The sequence below is a fragment of the Hyphomicrobium sp. genome, assembly GCF_020852195.1.
Taxonomy (GTDB): domain Bacteria; phylum Pseudomonadota; class Alphaproteobacteria; order Rhizobiales; family Hyphomicrobiaceae; genus Hyphomicrobium_C.
Genome location: NZ_JADZBI010000058.1, coordinates 1 through 15,299, shown reverse-complemented (window position 1 = coordinate 15,299; position 15,299 = coordinate 1). Strand labels below are relative to the sequence as shown.

Genomic DNA, 15,299 nt, shown 5'->3' with positions numbered 1-15,299 from the left:
TCCGGCACGCGCTCGACCACGTTGTGGGCGCTGAGCCAGGCCGGCGCCATGCCCGCCGGCGACATCATCGCGGCGGCGGCGCATGCCGGCTATGACATGTCGCATCTTGCCGGCGTGCTGAGCCGCGGCTGACCATGGCGCGGGCCTTCGGCCCGGCGCGCCGGACCGGCCGGCATAAGCGCCGGCCATATGTGCCATAGCTTGCCGCCATGGCGCGGTGGCCTAGGGTCCGGCCAAACGCGCAACCCGCTCGGATTGTTCATGCCCATCAAGAAACTTCTCGTCGCCAATCGCAGCGAAATCGCCATCCGCGTGATGCGCGCGGCCAATGAGCTCGGCATCAGGACCGTGGCCGTCTATGCCGAGGAGGACAAGCTCGCCCTCCATCGCTTCAAGGCCGACGAAGCCTATCTGATCGGCGTCGGGCGCGGCCCCGTCGAAGCCTATCTGCAGATCGAGGAGCATATCCGCGTCGCCCGCCTCGCCGGCGCCGACGCCATCCATCCCGGCTACGGCCTGCTCTCCGAAAGCCCGGAATTCGCCGAGGCCTGTGCGAAGGCAGGCATCATCTTCATCGGGCCCAAGCCGGAGACGATGCGCCGGCTGGGCAACAAGGTGGCGGCCCGCCACCTGGCCGTGGAGGTCGGCGTGCCCGTGGTGCCCGCCACCGATCCGTTGCCGGATGATCCCGCCGAGATCAAGCGGCTCGCCGCTGGGATCGGCTATCCGGTCATGCTCAAGGCATCCTGGGGCGGCGGCGGGCGCGGTATGCGCGCCATCCGCGCGGAAGCCGACCTCGCCCGCGAGGTCATGGAAGGCAAGCGCGAGGCCAAAGCCGCCTTCGGCAAGGACGAGGTCTATCTGGAAAAGCTGGTCGAGCGCGCGCGCCATGTCGAGGTTCAGGTGTTAGGAGACACCCACGGCAATTCCGTCCATCTTTTCGAGCGCGACTGCTCGATCCAGCGCCGCAACCAAAAAGTGGTCGAGCGCGCACCCGCGCCTTATCTTGACGAGGAGAAGCGTGAGCAACTCTGCGGCTATGCATTGAAAATCGCCGAAGCCACGGATTATGTCGGGGCTGGCACAGTCGAGTTCCTGATGGACGCCGACACTGGCGCCTTCTACTTCATCGAGGTCAATCCGCGCATCCAGGTCGAGCATACCGTCACCGAGGAGGTGACGGGTATCGACATCGTCAAGGCGCAGATCAGGCTTCTCGAAGGCGAAAGGATCGGAGACCTCCGGTCCGGTGTGCCGGCTCAAGGCAATATCAGGCTCCACGGCCACGCGCTCCAGTGCCGCATCACCACCGAAGATCCCGAGCAGAGCTTCGTGCCGGATTACGGCCGCATCACGGGCTATCGCTCGGCAGCCGGTTTCGGCATCCGCCTCGACGGCGGCACAGCCTATTCGGGCGCCATCATTACGCGCTACTACGATCCGCTGCTGGTCAAGGTCACGGCGTCTGGCGCGACGCCCGAGGAAGCGATCAGCCGCATGGACCGGGCGCTGCGCGAGTTCCGTATTCGCGGTGTGGCCACCAACCTCACCTTCCTCGAGGCCGTCATCGGCCACCCGAGGTTCCGCGACAATTCCTACACCACGCGCTTCATCGACACGACCCCGGAGCTGTTCTCCCAGGTCAAGCGCCAGGATCGGGCGACCAAGCTTCTCACCTATCTCGCCGATGTCACCGTCAACGGCCATCCGGAGACGCGCAGCCGCGCCAGGCCGAACGCGCATGCTGCGACTCCGATCGCGCCCTATATTGATGGCGATATCCCCGACGGCACGAAGCAGCGGCTCGACGCGCTGGGACCGAAGGGATTCGCGCGATGGATGCGGGACCAGACCCGGGTTCTCCTCACCGACACCACCATGCGCGACGGTCACCAATCACTCTTGGCCACGCGCATGCGGACCTTCGACATTTCAGGGATTGCCGGCGTCTACGCGCGTGCTCTGCCAGGCCTGTTCTCGCTCGAGTGCTGGGGCGGGGCGACCTTCGACGTCTCCATGCGCTTCCTGACCGAAGATCCATGGGAACGGCTTAGCAAGGTGCGCGAGGCAGCACCGAACATCCTGCTCCAGATGCTGCTGCGCGGAGCGAACGGTGTCGGCTACACCAATTATCCGGACAACGTGGTTCGCTATTTCGTGCGCCAGGCTGCCGCGGGCGGTATCGACCTGTTCCGCGTTTTCGACTGTCTGAACTGGGTCGAGAACATGCGTGTGGCCATGGATACCGTGGTCGAGGAAGGCAGGCTTTGCGAGGCGGCGATCTGCTACACGGGCGACATCCTCGACCCTGCCCGCTCGAAATACGATCTCAAATACTACGTCGGGCTGGCGAAGGAACTGGAGGCCGCCGGAGCGCACATCGTCGCGGTCAAGGATATGGCCGGCCTGCTAAAGCCAGCGGCTGCCAAGGTGCTGTTCTCGGCGCTGCGCGAGGAGATCGGCTTGCCTATCCATTTTCACACTCACGACACGAGCGGAATCTCGGCGGCAACCGTGATGGCGGCCGTCGAGGCTGGCGTTGATGCCGTGGATGCTGCGATGGACGCCATGTCGGGCGGCACCTCGCAGCCCTGTCTCGGCTCGTTGGTCGAGGCATTGCGCGGTGGAGAGCGCGACCCTGGCCTCGACCCCGAATGGATCAGGCGCATATCGTCCTACTGGGAGGCGGTGCGCAACCAGTATGCCGCTTTCGAGAGCGATCAGAAGGGACCGGCCTCGGAGGTCTGGCTGCACGAGATGCCGGGCGGCCAGTTCACCAATTTGAAGGAACAGGCCCGCTCGCTGGGGTTAGAGACCCGCTGGCACGAATTGGCGCGCGCCTATCACGATGCCAACCTGATGTTCGGCGACATCGTGAAAGTGACGCCGTCCTCAAAGGTGGTGGGCGACATGGCGCTGATGATGGTCAGCCAGGACCTGACGGTCGCCGACGTCGAGAACCCGGATCGCGACATCGCTTTCCCGGATTCCGTCGTCTCCATGCTCAGGGGCGATCTCGGCCAGCTGCCGGGTGGCTGGCCAACGGGGCTCCAGATGAAAGCGCTGAAGGGAGAGGCCCCGATCACGGTTCGCCCAGGCTCTCTCCTTGCGCTGGCCGATCTCGACCAGGACCGCTTGGAAGTGGAAGCGAAGCTGGGACGAAAGCTGTCCGATGCCGAGTTCGCTTCCTACCTCATGTATCCGAAAGTGTTCTGCGATTTTGTCGCTGCGCAGGGCGAATACGGCCCGCTCAGCGTCCTGCCGACGCCCCCCTTTTTCTACGGCATGCAGCCGCAAGAGGAGATTCTCGTCGACATCGAGCGCGGCAAAACGCTGGTCATCCGCTGCCTCGCCGTCGGCGAGGCCGACGAGAGGGGTCAGGTCACAGTCTTCTTCGAGCTTAACGGCCAGCCGCGTCGCATCAAGGTTCCCGACCGGGCGCATGGCGCGTCTGCGGCAAAGGCCCGGCGCAAGGCCGAGGCCGGCAATGCATCCCACGTCGGCGCGCCGATGCCGGGCGTCGTCTCCACCGTCGCGGTCGCAGCCGGACAGAAGGTGACGGCTGGCGACGTGCTTCTGTCCATCGAGGCGATGAAGATGGAGACCGTGATGCATGCCGAGCGTGACGGAGAGATCGCCGAGCTGCTGGTGAAAGCCGGGGACCAGATCGACGCCAAAGATTTGCTTGTTGTCTTTGCCCAATTTGGGAACTGACAGGCTTGAGCAAGCCGGTGGCCGTCACCGACACGGCGGGGCCAATCGGCATCGGCAGATTTGAATATTTTCTATGGTGTCAGGATCGGCAAGGTCAGAGCGGCGGCTAGCGAAATCTAATCCACCATCGGGGCAGAACCCTGTGACCGTCTCGGAGACGGGGCGCATCGCTCTCGGCCGTGGAGGCCGTGCTCATGGCTTCCTCCTCCGAGAGGGCACCGCCATCGTCTGCATGGTGGAGAAGATTTATCCGCTTTCAGAAACCGTCAACGCCTTCCTCGCGGGCATGGTCTGAAGTCGGCAAGGTCGCGCAGTTAAGCCCTAAACCGCGGCATCACCCGCACATAAACAAGCTCGCTCAAGAGTTCCACCAGCGTCTGCGTGACAATCACCGCCGGAACAATGGGAATTGCGCCTAGAACAGCCAGCGCAAGCGGCAGGATGACTAGCGAGTTACGCGTTGCCGTGCTGAAGGCAATCGCCCGCCGCTGCGCTGTTGGAAGCGAGAACGCCCGTGCCACCAGCAGCCCGGCAACAAGAAGTGGGATGGCTACAAAGTTGCCGACCATCAACGCTGACAGGAACCTCGTGTCCGTGAAGGCCCGGCTAAGATGGGAAAGCGGCACTTGGAGGAAGGTCACGAACAGCATCACAGCCAACGCGGGATTGATCAACGGCTCCAGCGCGCTGCTTCCCGCCAGGCCGCCGCCAAGCCGGCGGCTGCGACGACAGCGATGAAGTAGATGGCGACCTGATTCCGCTCCAACGCCTCGCGGACGGAATCAAGGTTCATGAGCAGCACCCTTTCCGCGCCTTTGGCCGGGAAAGGTCTTCCAAGATAACGCAATCGGGGCCGGGCCCGCCCGCGCAACGGGCATCACAGTCGCGCACGAAGGCCGCCAGGCTCTTTTCCAGTTCGCGCGGTTCCTTCAAACTTCTTCCGCACCTCTCCCAATAAGGGTCGTGCAAGTGCAGTCCCGAAGCTGGGCTCCTGAGGCTTCAGCGTACCGGTGCAGGAAGCTTGTGGTTGGTCCGTCAGAGGAGCGCACGTCAATGCCGTCGAACCTGGACATTCGTGCATTGGCCCGGCAGGTTCTGATAGTGAATATTTTTCAGACCGGCCTCGAACTCCTGGCGAGCGGCTGTCTCCGGTTGATAGCCGTAAATCTCAATGGTGATAGTCTCCATATGGAATCCGGCAGCCGTATTGTCGAACACCTTTATCTCTGATCGCAATCGAGAGGGATTATCGGTGGTGTCGAACGTCCATTCGGGAAACGGGGGTTGCTTCGCGTCGACGGAACGTTGGGAGCCATTGATCTCGATAAGGTACAGCTGCCGGAAACGGAGGCGGTCGTCGCGGTCGACGTTGAACAGAAATTCCAGCCGAGGTTGCCGTCCATAGCCAAAGAAGATGCAATAAAGCTGAGGCTTGGTCTCTGCGTCGTCGGCGGGCGCGGCATGTTCAACATTCTTGCGTCCAGGTTCAACAGTCTCGGGGCCATGATCAAGCGTCAGCAAGTAGCCCGCGACGCATAGGAGTCCAGCAATCACGAGAAGAACACTTGCGCGCATGGCCTTTAAGGGCTCGGATGAGGATAGCTTTGCCGTAGGTAGCGGCTAGGCTTCATGCTTGTAAAGCTCCGAGTGACGCCGGAGGATTTGCGCACTTGAGATTGATTGCACACCGCCTAGGTCGACCGAGAACGGGTAGCAGTTCACCGAGAGAAGATGTTGGCAATTCGCTCTCCTCACGCCGCCGGGGGGTACCATGAACGCAGATCTGGCCGTGCCGGTTCTATTTTGGCTGACGGTTGCGCTTGTCGTTTTCGGCATCTGCTATGCCTTCCACAGGCTGACAGCGCCTGCAGCGAAACGTATCAACGAGCAGAGCGAGGTCAGGCGATACGATCACGACGGGCCAGGCGCTCGGGGAGGCGCTGTTCGGCCTCGTGGTCGTCGTCGGCATCCTGTTCGGCACGCGGCACTATGAACATCGCAGGGTGCGCCGCACTCTGAAGGCTGCGGGAGATCTGGCGCCCAGAACCGCGTTAAAAGTGGTCGCCAATGCCACGGACCTTTCGTGCCGGTGGGCGATCGCGTCGTCGAAGGCGCGTGGAGAGACTGGGCGGTGAATGATGCGGAGATTGATGTCAACAAATACGGGGAGGGCTTCTGTTATGCGATGACGCTGGTGCATCGTGACAATCCGGAACAGAAAGTTCCGCTGATAGGCTCCACGTTCCAGGACGGCGACGCGCTCATGCAGGTGATCGCCGCTCATGTCGCCCGCTGGCCGCCCAAATGATACCGCGCCGACGTAAAATTGACTTCGCATAATCACCCACTGGTTGTGCGCTGGGCCACTCGAGCAGGGCCAGCAAGTGTGGCCTTCCGACTTCATCGCTTGCGCCACCGATACGTCCTCTGGGCGGATGCCGCACGACACAACCCAAAATTCGGTCTTGGACAGCAGTCCGCACCGTCCCGTACCATGGCCTGGAGCAATGACCCGAAGCGGATACTGTCTTCTAGGAGCCGCGGAAGAGCTTGCGTGCCCTTGTTTTGCAATACCCTCTGAGGCTAGAGCCCAAAGCTCGCAGACGCCTCAGGGCAGCGGGGTAACCAACCGCGCAGCCGCGTCGAAGGCCTGCGTGCCGCCGGGCCAGGCGCTTCGCTATCCTTGGAGTCAATCGTTCCATTGCCGTCGATGTCGATGAGGCGCCAACCAAAGGGTGTCTCCGCGTTCGCACCCATCCGATATTCGAGGTGGAACCGTATAGGCATCGCGGCCGCTGCGCTTTCACCCGGCTATCGCCTTATAGAAGGCAGCCTCGTCGTCGGCCTCTCGCAGGCGTCGCAGCGTCTCCGGGGCGCGCAGCTTGCGCGCGACTGCGGCGAGCGCATTGAGCTGGTCGAGCTGCGAGGACGCCGGCAGCAGCAGCAGGAAGGCGAGATCGACCGGCTCGCCGTCGATCGCGTCGTAGTCGATGGGATGCTCGAGCCGTACAAACACTCCGAAAGGCTTCCGGATCTCGCGGAATCGCGCATGCGGGATGCAGACGCCGCCGCCGATGCCCGTCGATCCGAGGTCGTCCCGCTGCTCCAGCGCGTCTGCGATCGCGTCGGCCGGCAATCGCACCGCGGCTCCGGCGCAGATGGCGAGCGCCCTGAGGAGCGAGCTCTTGTCCGCGGCGCGGAAGTCGATCGCGACATCCTCCTCTTTTAGGAAGTCTCGGATTTCCATTGTCGCTCCTGATCGCCGGCGTCAGCCAGGCTATTCCGGCGCCTGCAGCCGATAGCCGATGCCGGTCTCGGTGAGAAGGTATTTGGGGCGTTCGGGGTCCACCTCGATCTTGCGCCTGAGCTGGCGCATGTAGACGCGCAGGTACTGCGTATCGGTGGTCTCGTCCCAAAGCGCGTCGAGGAGGAACTTGTGCGTCAGCACTTTTCCGGCGTGCTGCACGAGAAGGCGCAGGAGGTCGTATTCCTTCGGTGAAAGCTTCACGTCCTTCTCGCCAACCTTCACGATGCGCCGCACGAGATCGACGGAGAGATCCCCCACGCGGAACACGGGTCGCTCGCCCTGCACCTGGAGCTGATGGCGGACGGCCGCGCGCATGCGGGCCAGAAGCTCCTCCATGCCGAACGGCTTCGTCACGTAGTCGTCCGCGCCATGATCGAGGGCGCGCACTTTTGCGGTTTCGTCATCGCGACTTGAGAGGACAACGATGGGGACGCGCTCGTTCCGCTCGCGTATTTTGGCCAGGAGGTCGAGGCCGTTCACGTCCGGCAAGCCGAGGTCGAGAATGATGAGATCTGGCTCCTGACTCAGGAGCTCGAGCCCTATCTTGCCGTTGGTCGCATCGAGGATGTCGTAGCCCTGCGTGGTGAGCCCCATCCGCAGGAGCTTGCGGATCGGAGGGTCATCGTCGATGACCAGGACCTTGAGCGGTTGGGAGGTCATGCGGCCGTATCCAGGTGCTCGACGCCCGCCGGAACGGGCATTCTGACGGTGAAGACGGCGCCTTTCCCATCGTCCCGGTTTGCCGCAACGATGGCTCCCTGCATGGCCTCGATGAACCCTCGTGAGATGGCGAGGCCCAGTCCCGTGCCCGCGCGCACGCGGTCGCCTTTCTGAGCCCGGTAGAACTTGTCGAAGATGGACTCGAGGTCGGAGGTGGGAATGCCGTCGCCCTCGTCGAGAACCCGCAGCCGGATTGTGTCACCGTCCAGTCGGCTCTCGATGCTGATGGCCGTTCCCTCCGGGGCGTACTTGGCCGCGTTGTCGAGGAGATTGAAGAGGACCTGCTCGAAGAGAACGGCGTCCACGCGGACCATCGGCAGATCCGGCGCCAGGTCGACTCGGATCTCATGGCGGGCAAGAATGCGCGACGCACGCCGCAGCGTGCTGCCGACGATCTCGCCGAGGTCGTGCAGGGACATGTTGGGCACGATGGCGCCCGACTCGAGCTTCGTCATGTCCAGAAGGTTGGCGATGAAGCGGTTCAGCCGCTCGGCCTCGTCGATGATGGTTCCTATCAGATCCGCCTTCTGCGCGTCGTCGAGATTGGACGACAGGTCGCGCAACGCGCTCGCCGAGCCCAGCACGGCGGCCAGCGGCGTCTTGAGGTCGTGGGAGATCGACGTCAGAAGCGCCGAGCGCAGCCGTTCGGTCTCCATGGTGCGGGCCGCGCGATCGACATCCTCGACCAGATGCACGCGTTCGATGGCGAGCGCGGCCTGATCGATCAGCGCATCGAACAGGCGTCGCTGATCGGGCGTGAGCAGCGGCCCCGGCTTGTCGCTGTCAATGCCGACGACGCCGACGGGACCGCGGCCGGTCCGCATGGGAAGAAAGAGACGCTGGGCGCCAGGCAGCGTGTCGGCGCCCCGGCCCGCGGCCCGATCGTTATTCCACGCCCAGGTCGCCGCAGCGAGATCCGAGGCATCGAGCGTATCCTCGGGCGGATAGCCGGCGCGCACGGCTATAGCCTCGCCCTCCGGTAGGAGCAGCACGACACGCGCCTTGAGCATGGAGGCGATTTGATAGGCGGCGGCCCACAGCACGTCGTCCAGGCTGACGGCACTGGCCAGCTTGCGGCTGAAGGCATAGAGGGATTCGGTCGTTCGGGCGCGATTGACAGCGATCACCGCCTGGCTCCGCATGCGCCCCGCTACGTTCGACACGATCACCGCGACGATGGCGAACGAGACGAAAGCCGCCACGTTGGTGCCGGCCGTGATGGTGAAGGTGTACAGCGGCGGCAGGAAGAAGAAGTTGTAGCACAGCGAGCCGGCCACGCTCGCGACCAGCGAGGGCAACAATCCGTAGCGCACCGCGATGCCGACGATCGCGGTCAGGAAAACGAGGTCGACACTCTCGACGCCGAGCCAGGGGAAGAGATGCCAGCTGATCGCCAGCGCCGCACCGATGGCGAGCAGCGAGACGACGTAGGGCAGCGGATCGAATGAAGGCTGCGCCGCAGCCGCGCGCACCGTCTTGCGGCCGATCGGGTCTCCGGGCTCGCCCTCTCCGCAGATGACCTGCACGCGGATGTTCCCCGCCCGCCGCAGGAGTTCGTGGACGACCGAGCCGTTGAAGATCTCGTGCCAGCGCGGCCGCTCTGACTTCCCGACGATGATCTGCGTCACGTTGTTCGCCCGCGCGAATGCAATGATATCCTCGGCCACGTGCCGCGAGCCGCCCGGCACCGTGATGGCCTCGCCGCCCATCCGCTCGGCCAGCCGCAGGGTATCGGAAATGCGGTCGTGGTCCTCGTCGCTGAGCCGGAGGCTGCGCCGCGTTTCGATGGAAAGAGCCGTCCATGGCGCGCGCAGGCGATCCGCCACGCGCTTGGCATAACGTACGAGCCCTGCGGCCCGCGGGCCTTCGGTGACGCAAACCAGAATGCGCTCGCCCGCGGCCCAAGGTCCAGGAATGGCGCGCGCCTGCATCTCGGTGAGGAGCTGATCGTCGACGCGCTCGGCCGTGCGGCGTAGCGCAAGCTCGCGCAGCGCGGTCAGGTTGGCGGGCGAGAAGAAGTGCTCGAGCGCGCGCGCGGCCTGCTCCGGGATGTAGACCTTGCCCGCCTTCAGGCGCTCGATGAGATCGCCAGGCGTGAGGTCCACGAGTTCCACCGCATCCGCTCTGTCGAAGACAGCGTCCGGAACGGTCTCGCGCACGCGCACGCGCGTGATCTGCGCCACGACGTCGTTCAGGCTTTCGAGGTGCTGGATGTTGACCGTCGTATAGACGTCGATGCCGTGGCTGAGGATCTCCTCGACGTCGAGGTAGCGTTTGGGATGGCGGCTGCCCGGTGCGTTGGTATGTGCCAGCTCGTCGACCAGCACGATCTGTGGTCGTCGCGCCAGGATGGCATCGAGGTCCATCTCCTCGAGCGTCTGCCCCCGGTAGTCGATGCACCGCCGCGGGAGGATCTCGAGCCCACGCAGCAGGGCCTGTGTCTCCTTGCGCCCATGCGTCTCGACCACGCCGATGACAATATCGTACCCATCCTTGCGTCGCGCGCGGGCCGTGCGCAGCATCTCGTAGGTCTTGCCCACGCCGGGCGCCGCGCCGACGAAGATCCTGAGCTTGCCGACGCGGCTTTCCTCGCGCCGGGCGGCCTCCAGCAAGGCCTCCGGCGAGGGACGTTCGTTGAAAGCGTGGTCAGGGTCCGGCATGAGCCACTATGTAGTGCGGCCGAGGAAAACCCGCCATCATCGGGTGGCAAGCGCATCCAGGGCAAGGTTAAGGGCAAGAACGTTGACGCGCGGCTCGCCAAGGATGCCGAGCAGTCGGCCCTCCGTATGCCCCTCGACGAGGTGACGCACGTCCTGCTCGGAGAGTCCACGGGCCTTCGCGACCCGCGGCACCTGGAACGCTGCAGCCTCCGGCGAGACGTGCGGATCGAGGCCGCTTCCCGACGCCGTGACCAAGTCCATCGGCACGGGCGCCCCCGGATTCTCGGCCTTCAGAGCCTCGGTGCTCTCCTTGATACGCTGGATCAGCTTCGGATTGGTGGGACCGAGATTGGAGCCGCTGGAGCTTGCGGCGTTGTAGCCGTCGCCCGCCGCCGACGGGCGTCCGGGAAAATAGCGCTCGCTCGCAAACGCCTGCCCGATCAGCTCCGAGCCGATGACCTTGCCGTTCTGCTCGATCAACGAGCCACCGGCCTGGCGGGGGAACAGCGCCTGCGCGATGCCTGTCATGGCCAGGGGGTAAAAGAGACCGGTGATGATCGTCAGCGCGACGAGCAGCACGATCGCGGGTTTCAGTTCTTTGAGCATGACATGCGTCCTTATGCGAGGCCGAGCGCGGTGATGGCGAGGTCGATCGCCTTGATACCGACGAACGGCACGATGATGCCGCCGACGCCGTAGATGAGGAGGTTGCGGGAGAGCAGCGCACCCGCGCCGATGGCCCGGTACTTGACGCCCCTGAGCGACAGCGGAATGAGCGCCACGATGATCAGGGCGTTGAAGATGATCGCCGACAGGATGGCGCTCTCAGGCGTCGCGAGATCCATGACGTTGAGCGCCCCGAGCTGCGGATAGAAGGCGAGGAACATCGCCGGGATAATGGCAAAATACTTCGCGATGTCGTTGGCGATGGAGAACGTCGTCAGGGCGCCGCGCGTCATGAGCAGCTGCTTGCCGATCTCCACGATCTCGATGAGCTTGGTGGGATCGGAATCGAGATCGACCATGTTGCCCGCCTCGCGTGCCGCCACCGTGCCGGTGTTCATGGCGACGCCGACATCTGCCTGCGCCAGCGCCGGTGCGTCGTTGGTGCCGTCGCCGCACATGGCGACCAGCTTGCCCTTCGCCTGCTCCTCGCGGATCAGCGACAGCTTGTTCTCGGGCGTCGCCTGGGCCAGGAAGTCGTCGACGCCCGCCTCCGCCGCGATGGCAGCGGCCGTCATCGGGTTGTCGCCGGTGATCATCACCGTGCGGATGCCCATGCGGCGCAACTCGGCGAAGCGATCCTTGATGCCGCCCTTGACGACGTCCTTGAGGTGAATGACGCCGAGCAGGCGTCCGTCGCGCGCCACCGCGAGCGGCGTGCCGCCGGCCTTGGCAATCTCGTCGGCGATGGCCTGCAGCTCGCGCGTGGCCTCGCCGCTCGGATGCGCGCCGGCGGAGGACGCGGCGCCGTCGATGTGCTTCAGCACAGCATCCACGGCGCCCTTGCGGATCGACGAGCCGTCGAAGTCGACGCCGCTCATGCGGTTCTGGGCCGTGAAGGGCACGAAGGTGGCGTTAAGGCTCGCCATGTCGCGGGCGCGGATGCCGTACTTGTCCTTGGCCAGCACGACGACAGAGCGGCCCTCGGGCGTCTCGTCAGCGAGCGAGGCAAGCTGGGCGGCGTCCGCCAGCTCCTGCTCGGTGACGCCGCGGATGGGGCGCAGCTCCGTCGCTTGCCGGTTGCCAAGCGTGATGGTGCCCGTCTTGTCGAGCAGCAGCGTGTCGACATCGCCCGCCGCCTCCACGGCGCGGCCCGACATGGCGAGCACGTTGAAACGCACCAGGCGGTCCATGCCGGCGATGCCGATCGCCGACAGGAGCGCGCCGATGGTGGTCGGGATGAGCGTGACAAAGAGGGCCACCAGCACAATGATGGGAATGGAGCCGCCCGCATAGCTCGCAAAGCTCGGGATGGTCACCGTCGCGAACACGAAGATGATAGTCATGCCGGCGAGCAGGATGTTGAGCGCGATCTCGTTCGGCGTCTTCTGCCGCTCGGCACCTTCCACGAGCCTGATCATGCGGTCGAGGAACGTGGAGCCGGCCGCGGCCGTGATGCGCACGCGAATCCAGTCCGAAAGCACCTGCGTGCCGCCGGTGACGGCCGAGCGGTCGCCGCCGGATTCGCGGATGACCGGCGCAGACTCACCCGTGATCGCCGCCTCATTGACAGAGGCAATGCCTTCGATCACCTCACCGTCCGATGGGATGATGTCGCCGGCCTCGACCAGCACGACATTGCCGACCTTAAGGCTGGTGCCGGGCACCAGCCTGAAGCTCCCGCCGTCGTCGGTGAGCAGCTTGGCCTGGGTCTCGGTGCGCGTCTTGCGCAGCGAGTCTGCCTGCGCCTTGCCGCGCCCTTCCGCGACCGCCTCGGCAAAGTTGGCAAACAGCACCGTGAACCAGAGCCAAAGGACGATCTGGAACGAGAAGCCCAGATCGGCACCACCGATCGCCAGATCGCGCAGGAACAGCACCGTCGTCAGCAGCGACACCACCGCAACGACAAAGATGACCGGGTTCTTGGCAAGGGCCCGCGGATCGAGCTTCGTGAAAGCCCCGAGCAAGGCCGGAAGGAGGATGCGCGAATCCATCAGGCTCGCGGATTTGGACTGGCTCATGAGTAGCTCCAGCAGGAAGGTCTTGCCACAGCGCCGCAATCAGACGACGTGGCCGCGAACGAGTGAGCGATCGTGGACGCCAGCGCCGCAATGATCAGGATCAGCGTCAGGCCGAGGATGAGGCTCGACACGCGCGGCGGCTTGTTGGTCGTCCGCGGCAGGCGAAACCTGGCGCGGGACAGCTTGACGGTATGCATTTGGGGCATCCTGTGGGTCATGGCGGTCAGAACGTCTGGCCCTGGATCATCGCCAGATGCTCGACGATCGGCCCGAGCGCGAGCGCCGGGAAGAACTCGAGGCCGCCCATGATCAGCACGACGCCGATCAACAAGCCGACGAAGAGCGGACCGGTGGTCGGGAAGGTGCCGGCGGACTCGGGAACCGTCTTCTTCTCCACCAGCGAGCCTGCCATCGCCAGGACCGGCACGATCATCAGGAAGCGGCCGATCAACATCGCGAGACCGATGGTTATATTGTACCAGGGCGTGTTGCCGGTCAGGCCGCCGAAGGCCGATCCGTTGTTGGCCGTCCCGGAGACATAGGCATAGAGCGCCTCCGAGAAGCCGTGCGGACCTGCATTCGCCATCGAGGCCACGCCGGTCTCGAGCACCACCGCCACAGCGGTGAAGCCGAGCATGGAGAGCGGCAGGACCAAGAGGGCCAGCATGGCCATCTTGACCTCCTTGGCCTCGATCTTCTTGCCGAGATACTCCGGCGTGCGGCCGACCATCAGGCCGGCGACGAAGATCGACACCACGACGAACAGCAGCATGCCGTAGAGACCGGCGCCGACGCCGCCGATGACGATCTCGCCCAGCATCATGTTGACGAGAGGCACCATGCCGCCGAGCGCGGTGAAGCTGTCGTGCATGGCGATGACCGCACCGCAGGACGCGGCGGTGGTGATGACCGCGAACAAGGCCGACACGGCGATGCCGAAGCGCGTTTCCTTGCCCTCCAGGTTTCCACCCTCGACGCCGAGCGCATGGACCAGCGGATTGCCGGTGGCTTCGGCCCAGTAGCAGACCACGACGCCCGCCAGGAACAGGGTGGCCATGGCGGCGAAGATCGCCCAGCCTTGCCTCTGATTGCCGACCATGCGGCCGAACACGTTGGTCAACGCCGCGCCGATGGCGAAGATCGCGATCATGTGGATCAGGTTGGTCAGCGCCGTTGGGCTCTCGAACGGATGCGCCGCGTTGGCGTTGAAGAATCCGCCGCCGTTGGTGCCGAGGTGCTTGATCATCATCTGCGAGGCGACGGGGCCTTGCGCGATGGTCTGCTGGGCACCCTCAAGCGTGGTCGCGGCCGTGTAGGCGTCGAGGTTCTGCGGGACGCCCTGCCAGACCAGAACGAGCGTGCCGACGACGCAGATCGGCAGCAGCACGTAGAGCGTCGATCGAACCATGTCGACCCAGAAATTGCCGAGCGTCTTGACGGATTTGCGCGAGAATGCGCGGATCAGCGCGATGGCAATGGCGATGCCCGTGGCGGCCGAGACAAAGTTCTGCACAGAAAGCCCAGCCATCTGTGTCAAATAGGACATGGTGCTCTCGCCGCCGTAGTTCTGCCAATTGGTGTTGGTTACGAAGCTGACGGCGGTATTGAAGGCAAGCACGGGCGGCACGCCGGCCAGCTCGGACGGATTGAACGGCAGCACGCCCTGGACGCGCTGCAGCGCATAGAGCGCCACGAAGCTCGCGAGACTGAACAGCAGCATGGCGACCGTGTAGGTCGTCCAATGCTGCTCGTCCGTCTCGCTCGTGCCGGAGATGCGGTAGAGCCCGCGCTCGATCGGGCCGAGGATGGGCGACAGGATCGTCCGCTCACCGTTGAACACGCGCGTCATGTACCAGCCGAGCGGCTTCACGAGCGCGAGCACGAGCACACAGTAAAGTGCGATCTGTAACCAGCCGTTGAGTGTCATTGGAGGCGCCTCTTAGAACCGCTCGGGCCTGAGCAGGGCATAGACGAGGTAAGCGAGCAGAAGCGCGGTCACCGCGCCTCCAAGCACGTAGTCGACAAGCATGGGGATGCTCCTCAAAGGCGATCGCAGCCGTAGGCATAAGCAACCGACACGGCGAAGAAGCCGATCGCGGTTGCAATCAGGATGAAATCCAGCATGACACGCTCCTTGGCAGGGAGGACCGCGGATCGCTTGCCGCGAAGCCGCGACCGCCGTGCGCTGAACTAGGGTGGAACCGCATATAAAAT

At 64.5% G+C, this 15,299-nt stretch carries 14 protein-coding genes; 3 read left to right on the top strand and 11 right to left on the bottom strand.

From position 1 onward, the window contains the following. The first annotated feature begins 261 nt into the window (after positions 1–261). Positions 262–3,714, top strand: coding sequence for a pyruvate carboxylase (gene pyc / locus IT540_RS04530; RefSeq protein WP_291173902.1), 3,453 nt, complete (start codon positions 262–264; stop codon positions 3,712–3,714). 142 nt (positions 3,715–3,856) lie between these two features. Continuing rightward, positions 3,857–4,009: a hypothetical protein gene (locus IT540_RS04525; RefSeq protein WP_291173899.1), complete on the top strand. Its 153-nt coding sequence runs from the start codon at positions 3,857–3,859 to the stop codon at positions 4,007–4,009. 19 nt (positions 4,010–4,028) lie between these two features. Here IT540_RS04525 and IT540_RS04520 read toward each other — a convergent pair whose 3' ends face one another. The 3 genes from IT540_RS04520 to IT540_RS04515 form a co-directional block, all read right to left on the bottom strand. Next, positions 4,029–4,388, bottom strand: coding sequence for a bile acid:sodium symporter (locus IT540_RS04520; RefSeq protein WP_366029225.1), 360 nt, complete (start codon positions 4,386–4,388; stop codon positions 4,029–4,031). Continuing rightward, positions 4,385–4,507: a hypothetical protein gene (locus tag IT540_RS20815; RefSeq protein ID WP_366029223.1), complete on the bottom strand. Its 123-nt coding sequence runs from the start codon at positions 4,505–4,507 to the stop codon at positions 4,385–4,387. Before IT540_RS20815 ends, IT540_RS04520 begins: the two co-directional genes overlap by 4 nt. Before the next feature lie 257 nt (positions 4,508–4,764). Next, the gene (locus tag IT540_RS04515; protein ID WP_291173896.1) at positions 4,765–5,289 is read right to left on the bottom strand and encodes a hypothetical protein; all 525 of its coding nucleotides are present in this window, start codon (positions 5,287–5,289) and stop codon (positions 4,765–4,767) included. A gap of 508 nt (positions 5,290–5,797) precedes the next feature. Here IT540_RS04515 and IT540_RS04510 point away from each other — a divergent pair. After that, positions 5,798–6,022, top strand: a complete 225-nt coding sequence (locus IT540_RS04510) for a hypothetical protein (RefSeq protein WP_291173893.1) — start codon at positions 5,798–5,800, stop codon at positions 6,020–6,022. 495 nt (positions 6,023–6,517) lie between these two features. Here IT540_RS04510 and IT540_RS04505 read toward each other — a convergent pair whose 3' ends face one another. From IT540_RS04505 to kdpF, 8 genes are read right to left on the bottom strand one after another with little or no spacing between them, the layout of a single operon-like run. Beyond that, complete coding sequence (locus IT540_RS04505) at positions 6,518–6,961, bottom strand: PTS sugar transporter subunit IIA (protein WP_291173891.1); 444 nt, start codon at positions 6,959–6,961, stop codon at positions 6,518–6,520. 30 nt (positions 6,962–6,991) lie between these two features. Next, complete coding sequence (locus IT540_RS04500) at positions 6,992–7,681, bottom strand: response regulator transcription factor (protein WP_291173888.1); 690 nt, start codon at positions 7,679–7,681, stop codon at positions 6,992–6,994. Further along, positions 7,678–10,401, bottom strand: a complete 2,724-nt coding sequence (locus tag IT540_RS04495; RefSeq protein WP_291173885.1) for a sensor histidine kinase KdpD — start codon at positions 10,399–10,401, stop codon at positions 7,678–7,680. The genes IT540_RS04500 and IT540_RS04495 overlap by 4 nt, the downstream gene beginning before the upstream one ends. Positions 10,402–10,437: 36 nt before the next feature. Further along, the gene (gene kdpC, locus IT540_RS04490) at positions 10,438–11,007 is read right to left on the bottom strand and encodes a potassium-transporting ATPase subunit KdpC (RefSeq protein WP_291173883.1); all 570 of its coding nucleotides are present in this window, start codon (positions 11,005–11,007) and stop codon (positions 10,438–10,440) included. 11 nt (positions 11,008–11,018) lie between these two features. After that, positions 11,019–13,085 carry a potassium-transporting ATPase subunit KdpB gene (kdpB, locus tag IT540_RS04485; RefSeq protein ID WP_291173880.1) on the bottom strand — a complete coding sequence of 689 codons (2,067 nt, stop codon included), beginning with the start codon at positions 13,083–13,085 and terminating at the stop codon, positions 11,019–11,021. Next, the gene (locus IT540_RS04480) at positions 13,082–13,282 is read right to left on the bottom strand and encodes a hypothetical protein (protein WP_291173877.1); all 201 of its coding nucleotides are present in this window, start codon (positions 13,280–13,282) and stop codon (positions 13,082–13,084) included. Before IT540_RS04480 ends, kdpB begins: the two co-directional genes overlap by 4 nt. Before the next feature lie 26 nt (positions 13,283–13,308). Continuing rightward, positions 13,309–15,012: a potassium-transporting ATPase subunit KdpA gene (gene kdpA, locus IT540_RS04475; protein WP_291173874.1), complete on the bottom strand. Its 1,704-nt coding sequence runs from the start codon at positions 15,010–15,012 to the stop codon at positions 13,309–13,311. A 12-nt stretch (positions 15,013–15,024) separates the two neighbouring features. After that, complete coding sequence (gene kdpF / locus IT540_RS04470) at positions 15,025–15,114, bottom strand: K(+)-transporting ATPase subunit F (protein ID WP_291173871.1); 90 nt, start codon at positions 15,112–15,114, stop codon at positions 15,025–15,027. Between the last annotated feature and the right edge of the window lie 185 nt (positions 15,115–15,299).

What these genes read in the sequence shown, in the direction of transcription:
- pyc (WP_291173902.1), top strand. Translation starts at nt 262, where the DNA reads ATGCCCATCAAGAAACTTCTCGTCGCCAATCGCAGCGAAATCGCCATC.
- IT540_RS20815 (WP_366029223.1), bottom strand. Translation starts at nt 4,507, where the DNA reads ATGAACCTTGATTCCGTCCGCGAGGCGTTGGAGCGGAATCAGGTCGCC.
- IT540_RS04515 (WP_291173896.1), bottom strand. Translation starts at nt 5,289, where the DNA reads ATGCGCGCAAGTGTTCTTCTCGTGATTGCTGGACTCCTATGCGTCGCG.
- IT540_RS04505 (WP_291173891.1), bottom strand. Translation starts at nt 6,961, where the DNA reads ATGGAAATCCGAGACTTCCTAAAAGAGGAGGATGTCGCGATCGACTTC.
- IT540_RS04500 (WP_291173888.1), bottom strand. Translation starts at nt 7,681, where the DNA reads ATGACCTCCCAACCGCTCAAGGTCCTGGTCATCGACGATGACCCTCCG.
- IT540_RS04495 (WP_291173885.1), bottom strand. Translation starts at nt 10,401, where the DNA reads ATGCCGGACCCTGACCACGCTTTCAACGAACGTCCCTCGCCGGAGGCC.
- kdpC (WP_291173883.1), bottom strand. Translation starts at nt 11,007, where the DNA reads ATGCTCAAAGAACTGAAACCCGCGATCGTGCTGCTCGTCGCGCTGACG.
- kdpB (WP_291173880.1), bottom strand. Translation starts at nt 13,085, where the DNA reads ATGAGCCAGTCCAAATCCGCGAGCCTGATGGATTCGCGCATCCTCCTT.
- IT540_RS04480 (WP_291173877.1), bottom strand. Translation starts at nt 13,282, where the DNA reads ATGCATACCGTCAAGCTGTCCCGCGCCAGGTTTCGCCTGCCGCGGACG.
- kdpA (WP_291173874.1), bottom strand. Translation starts at nt 15,012, where the DNA reads ATGACACTCAACGGCTGGTTACAGATCGCACTTTACTGTGTGCTCGTG.
- kdpF (WP_291173871.1), bottom strand. Translation starts at nt 15,114, where the DNA reads ATGCTTGTCGACTACGTGCTTGGAGGCGCGGTGACCGCGCTTCTGCTC.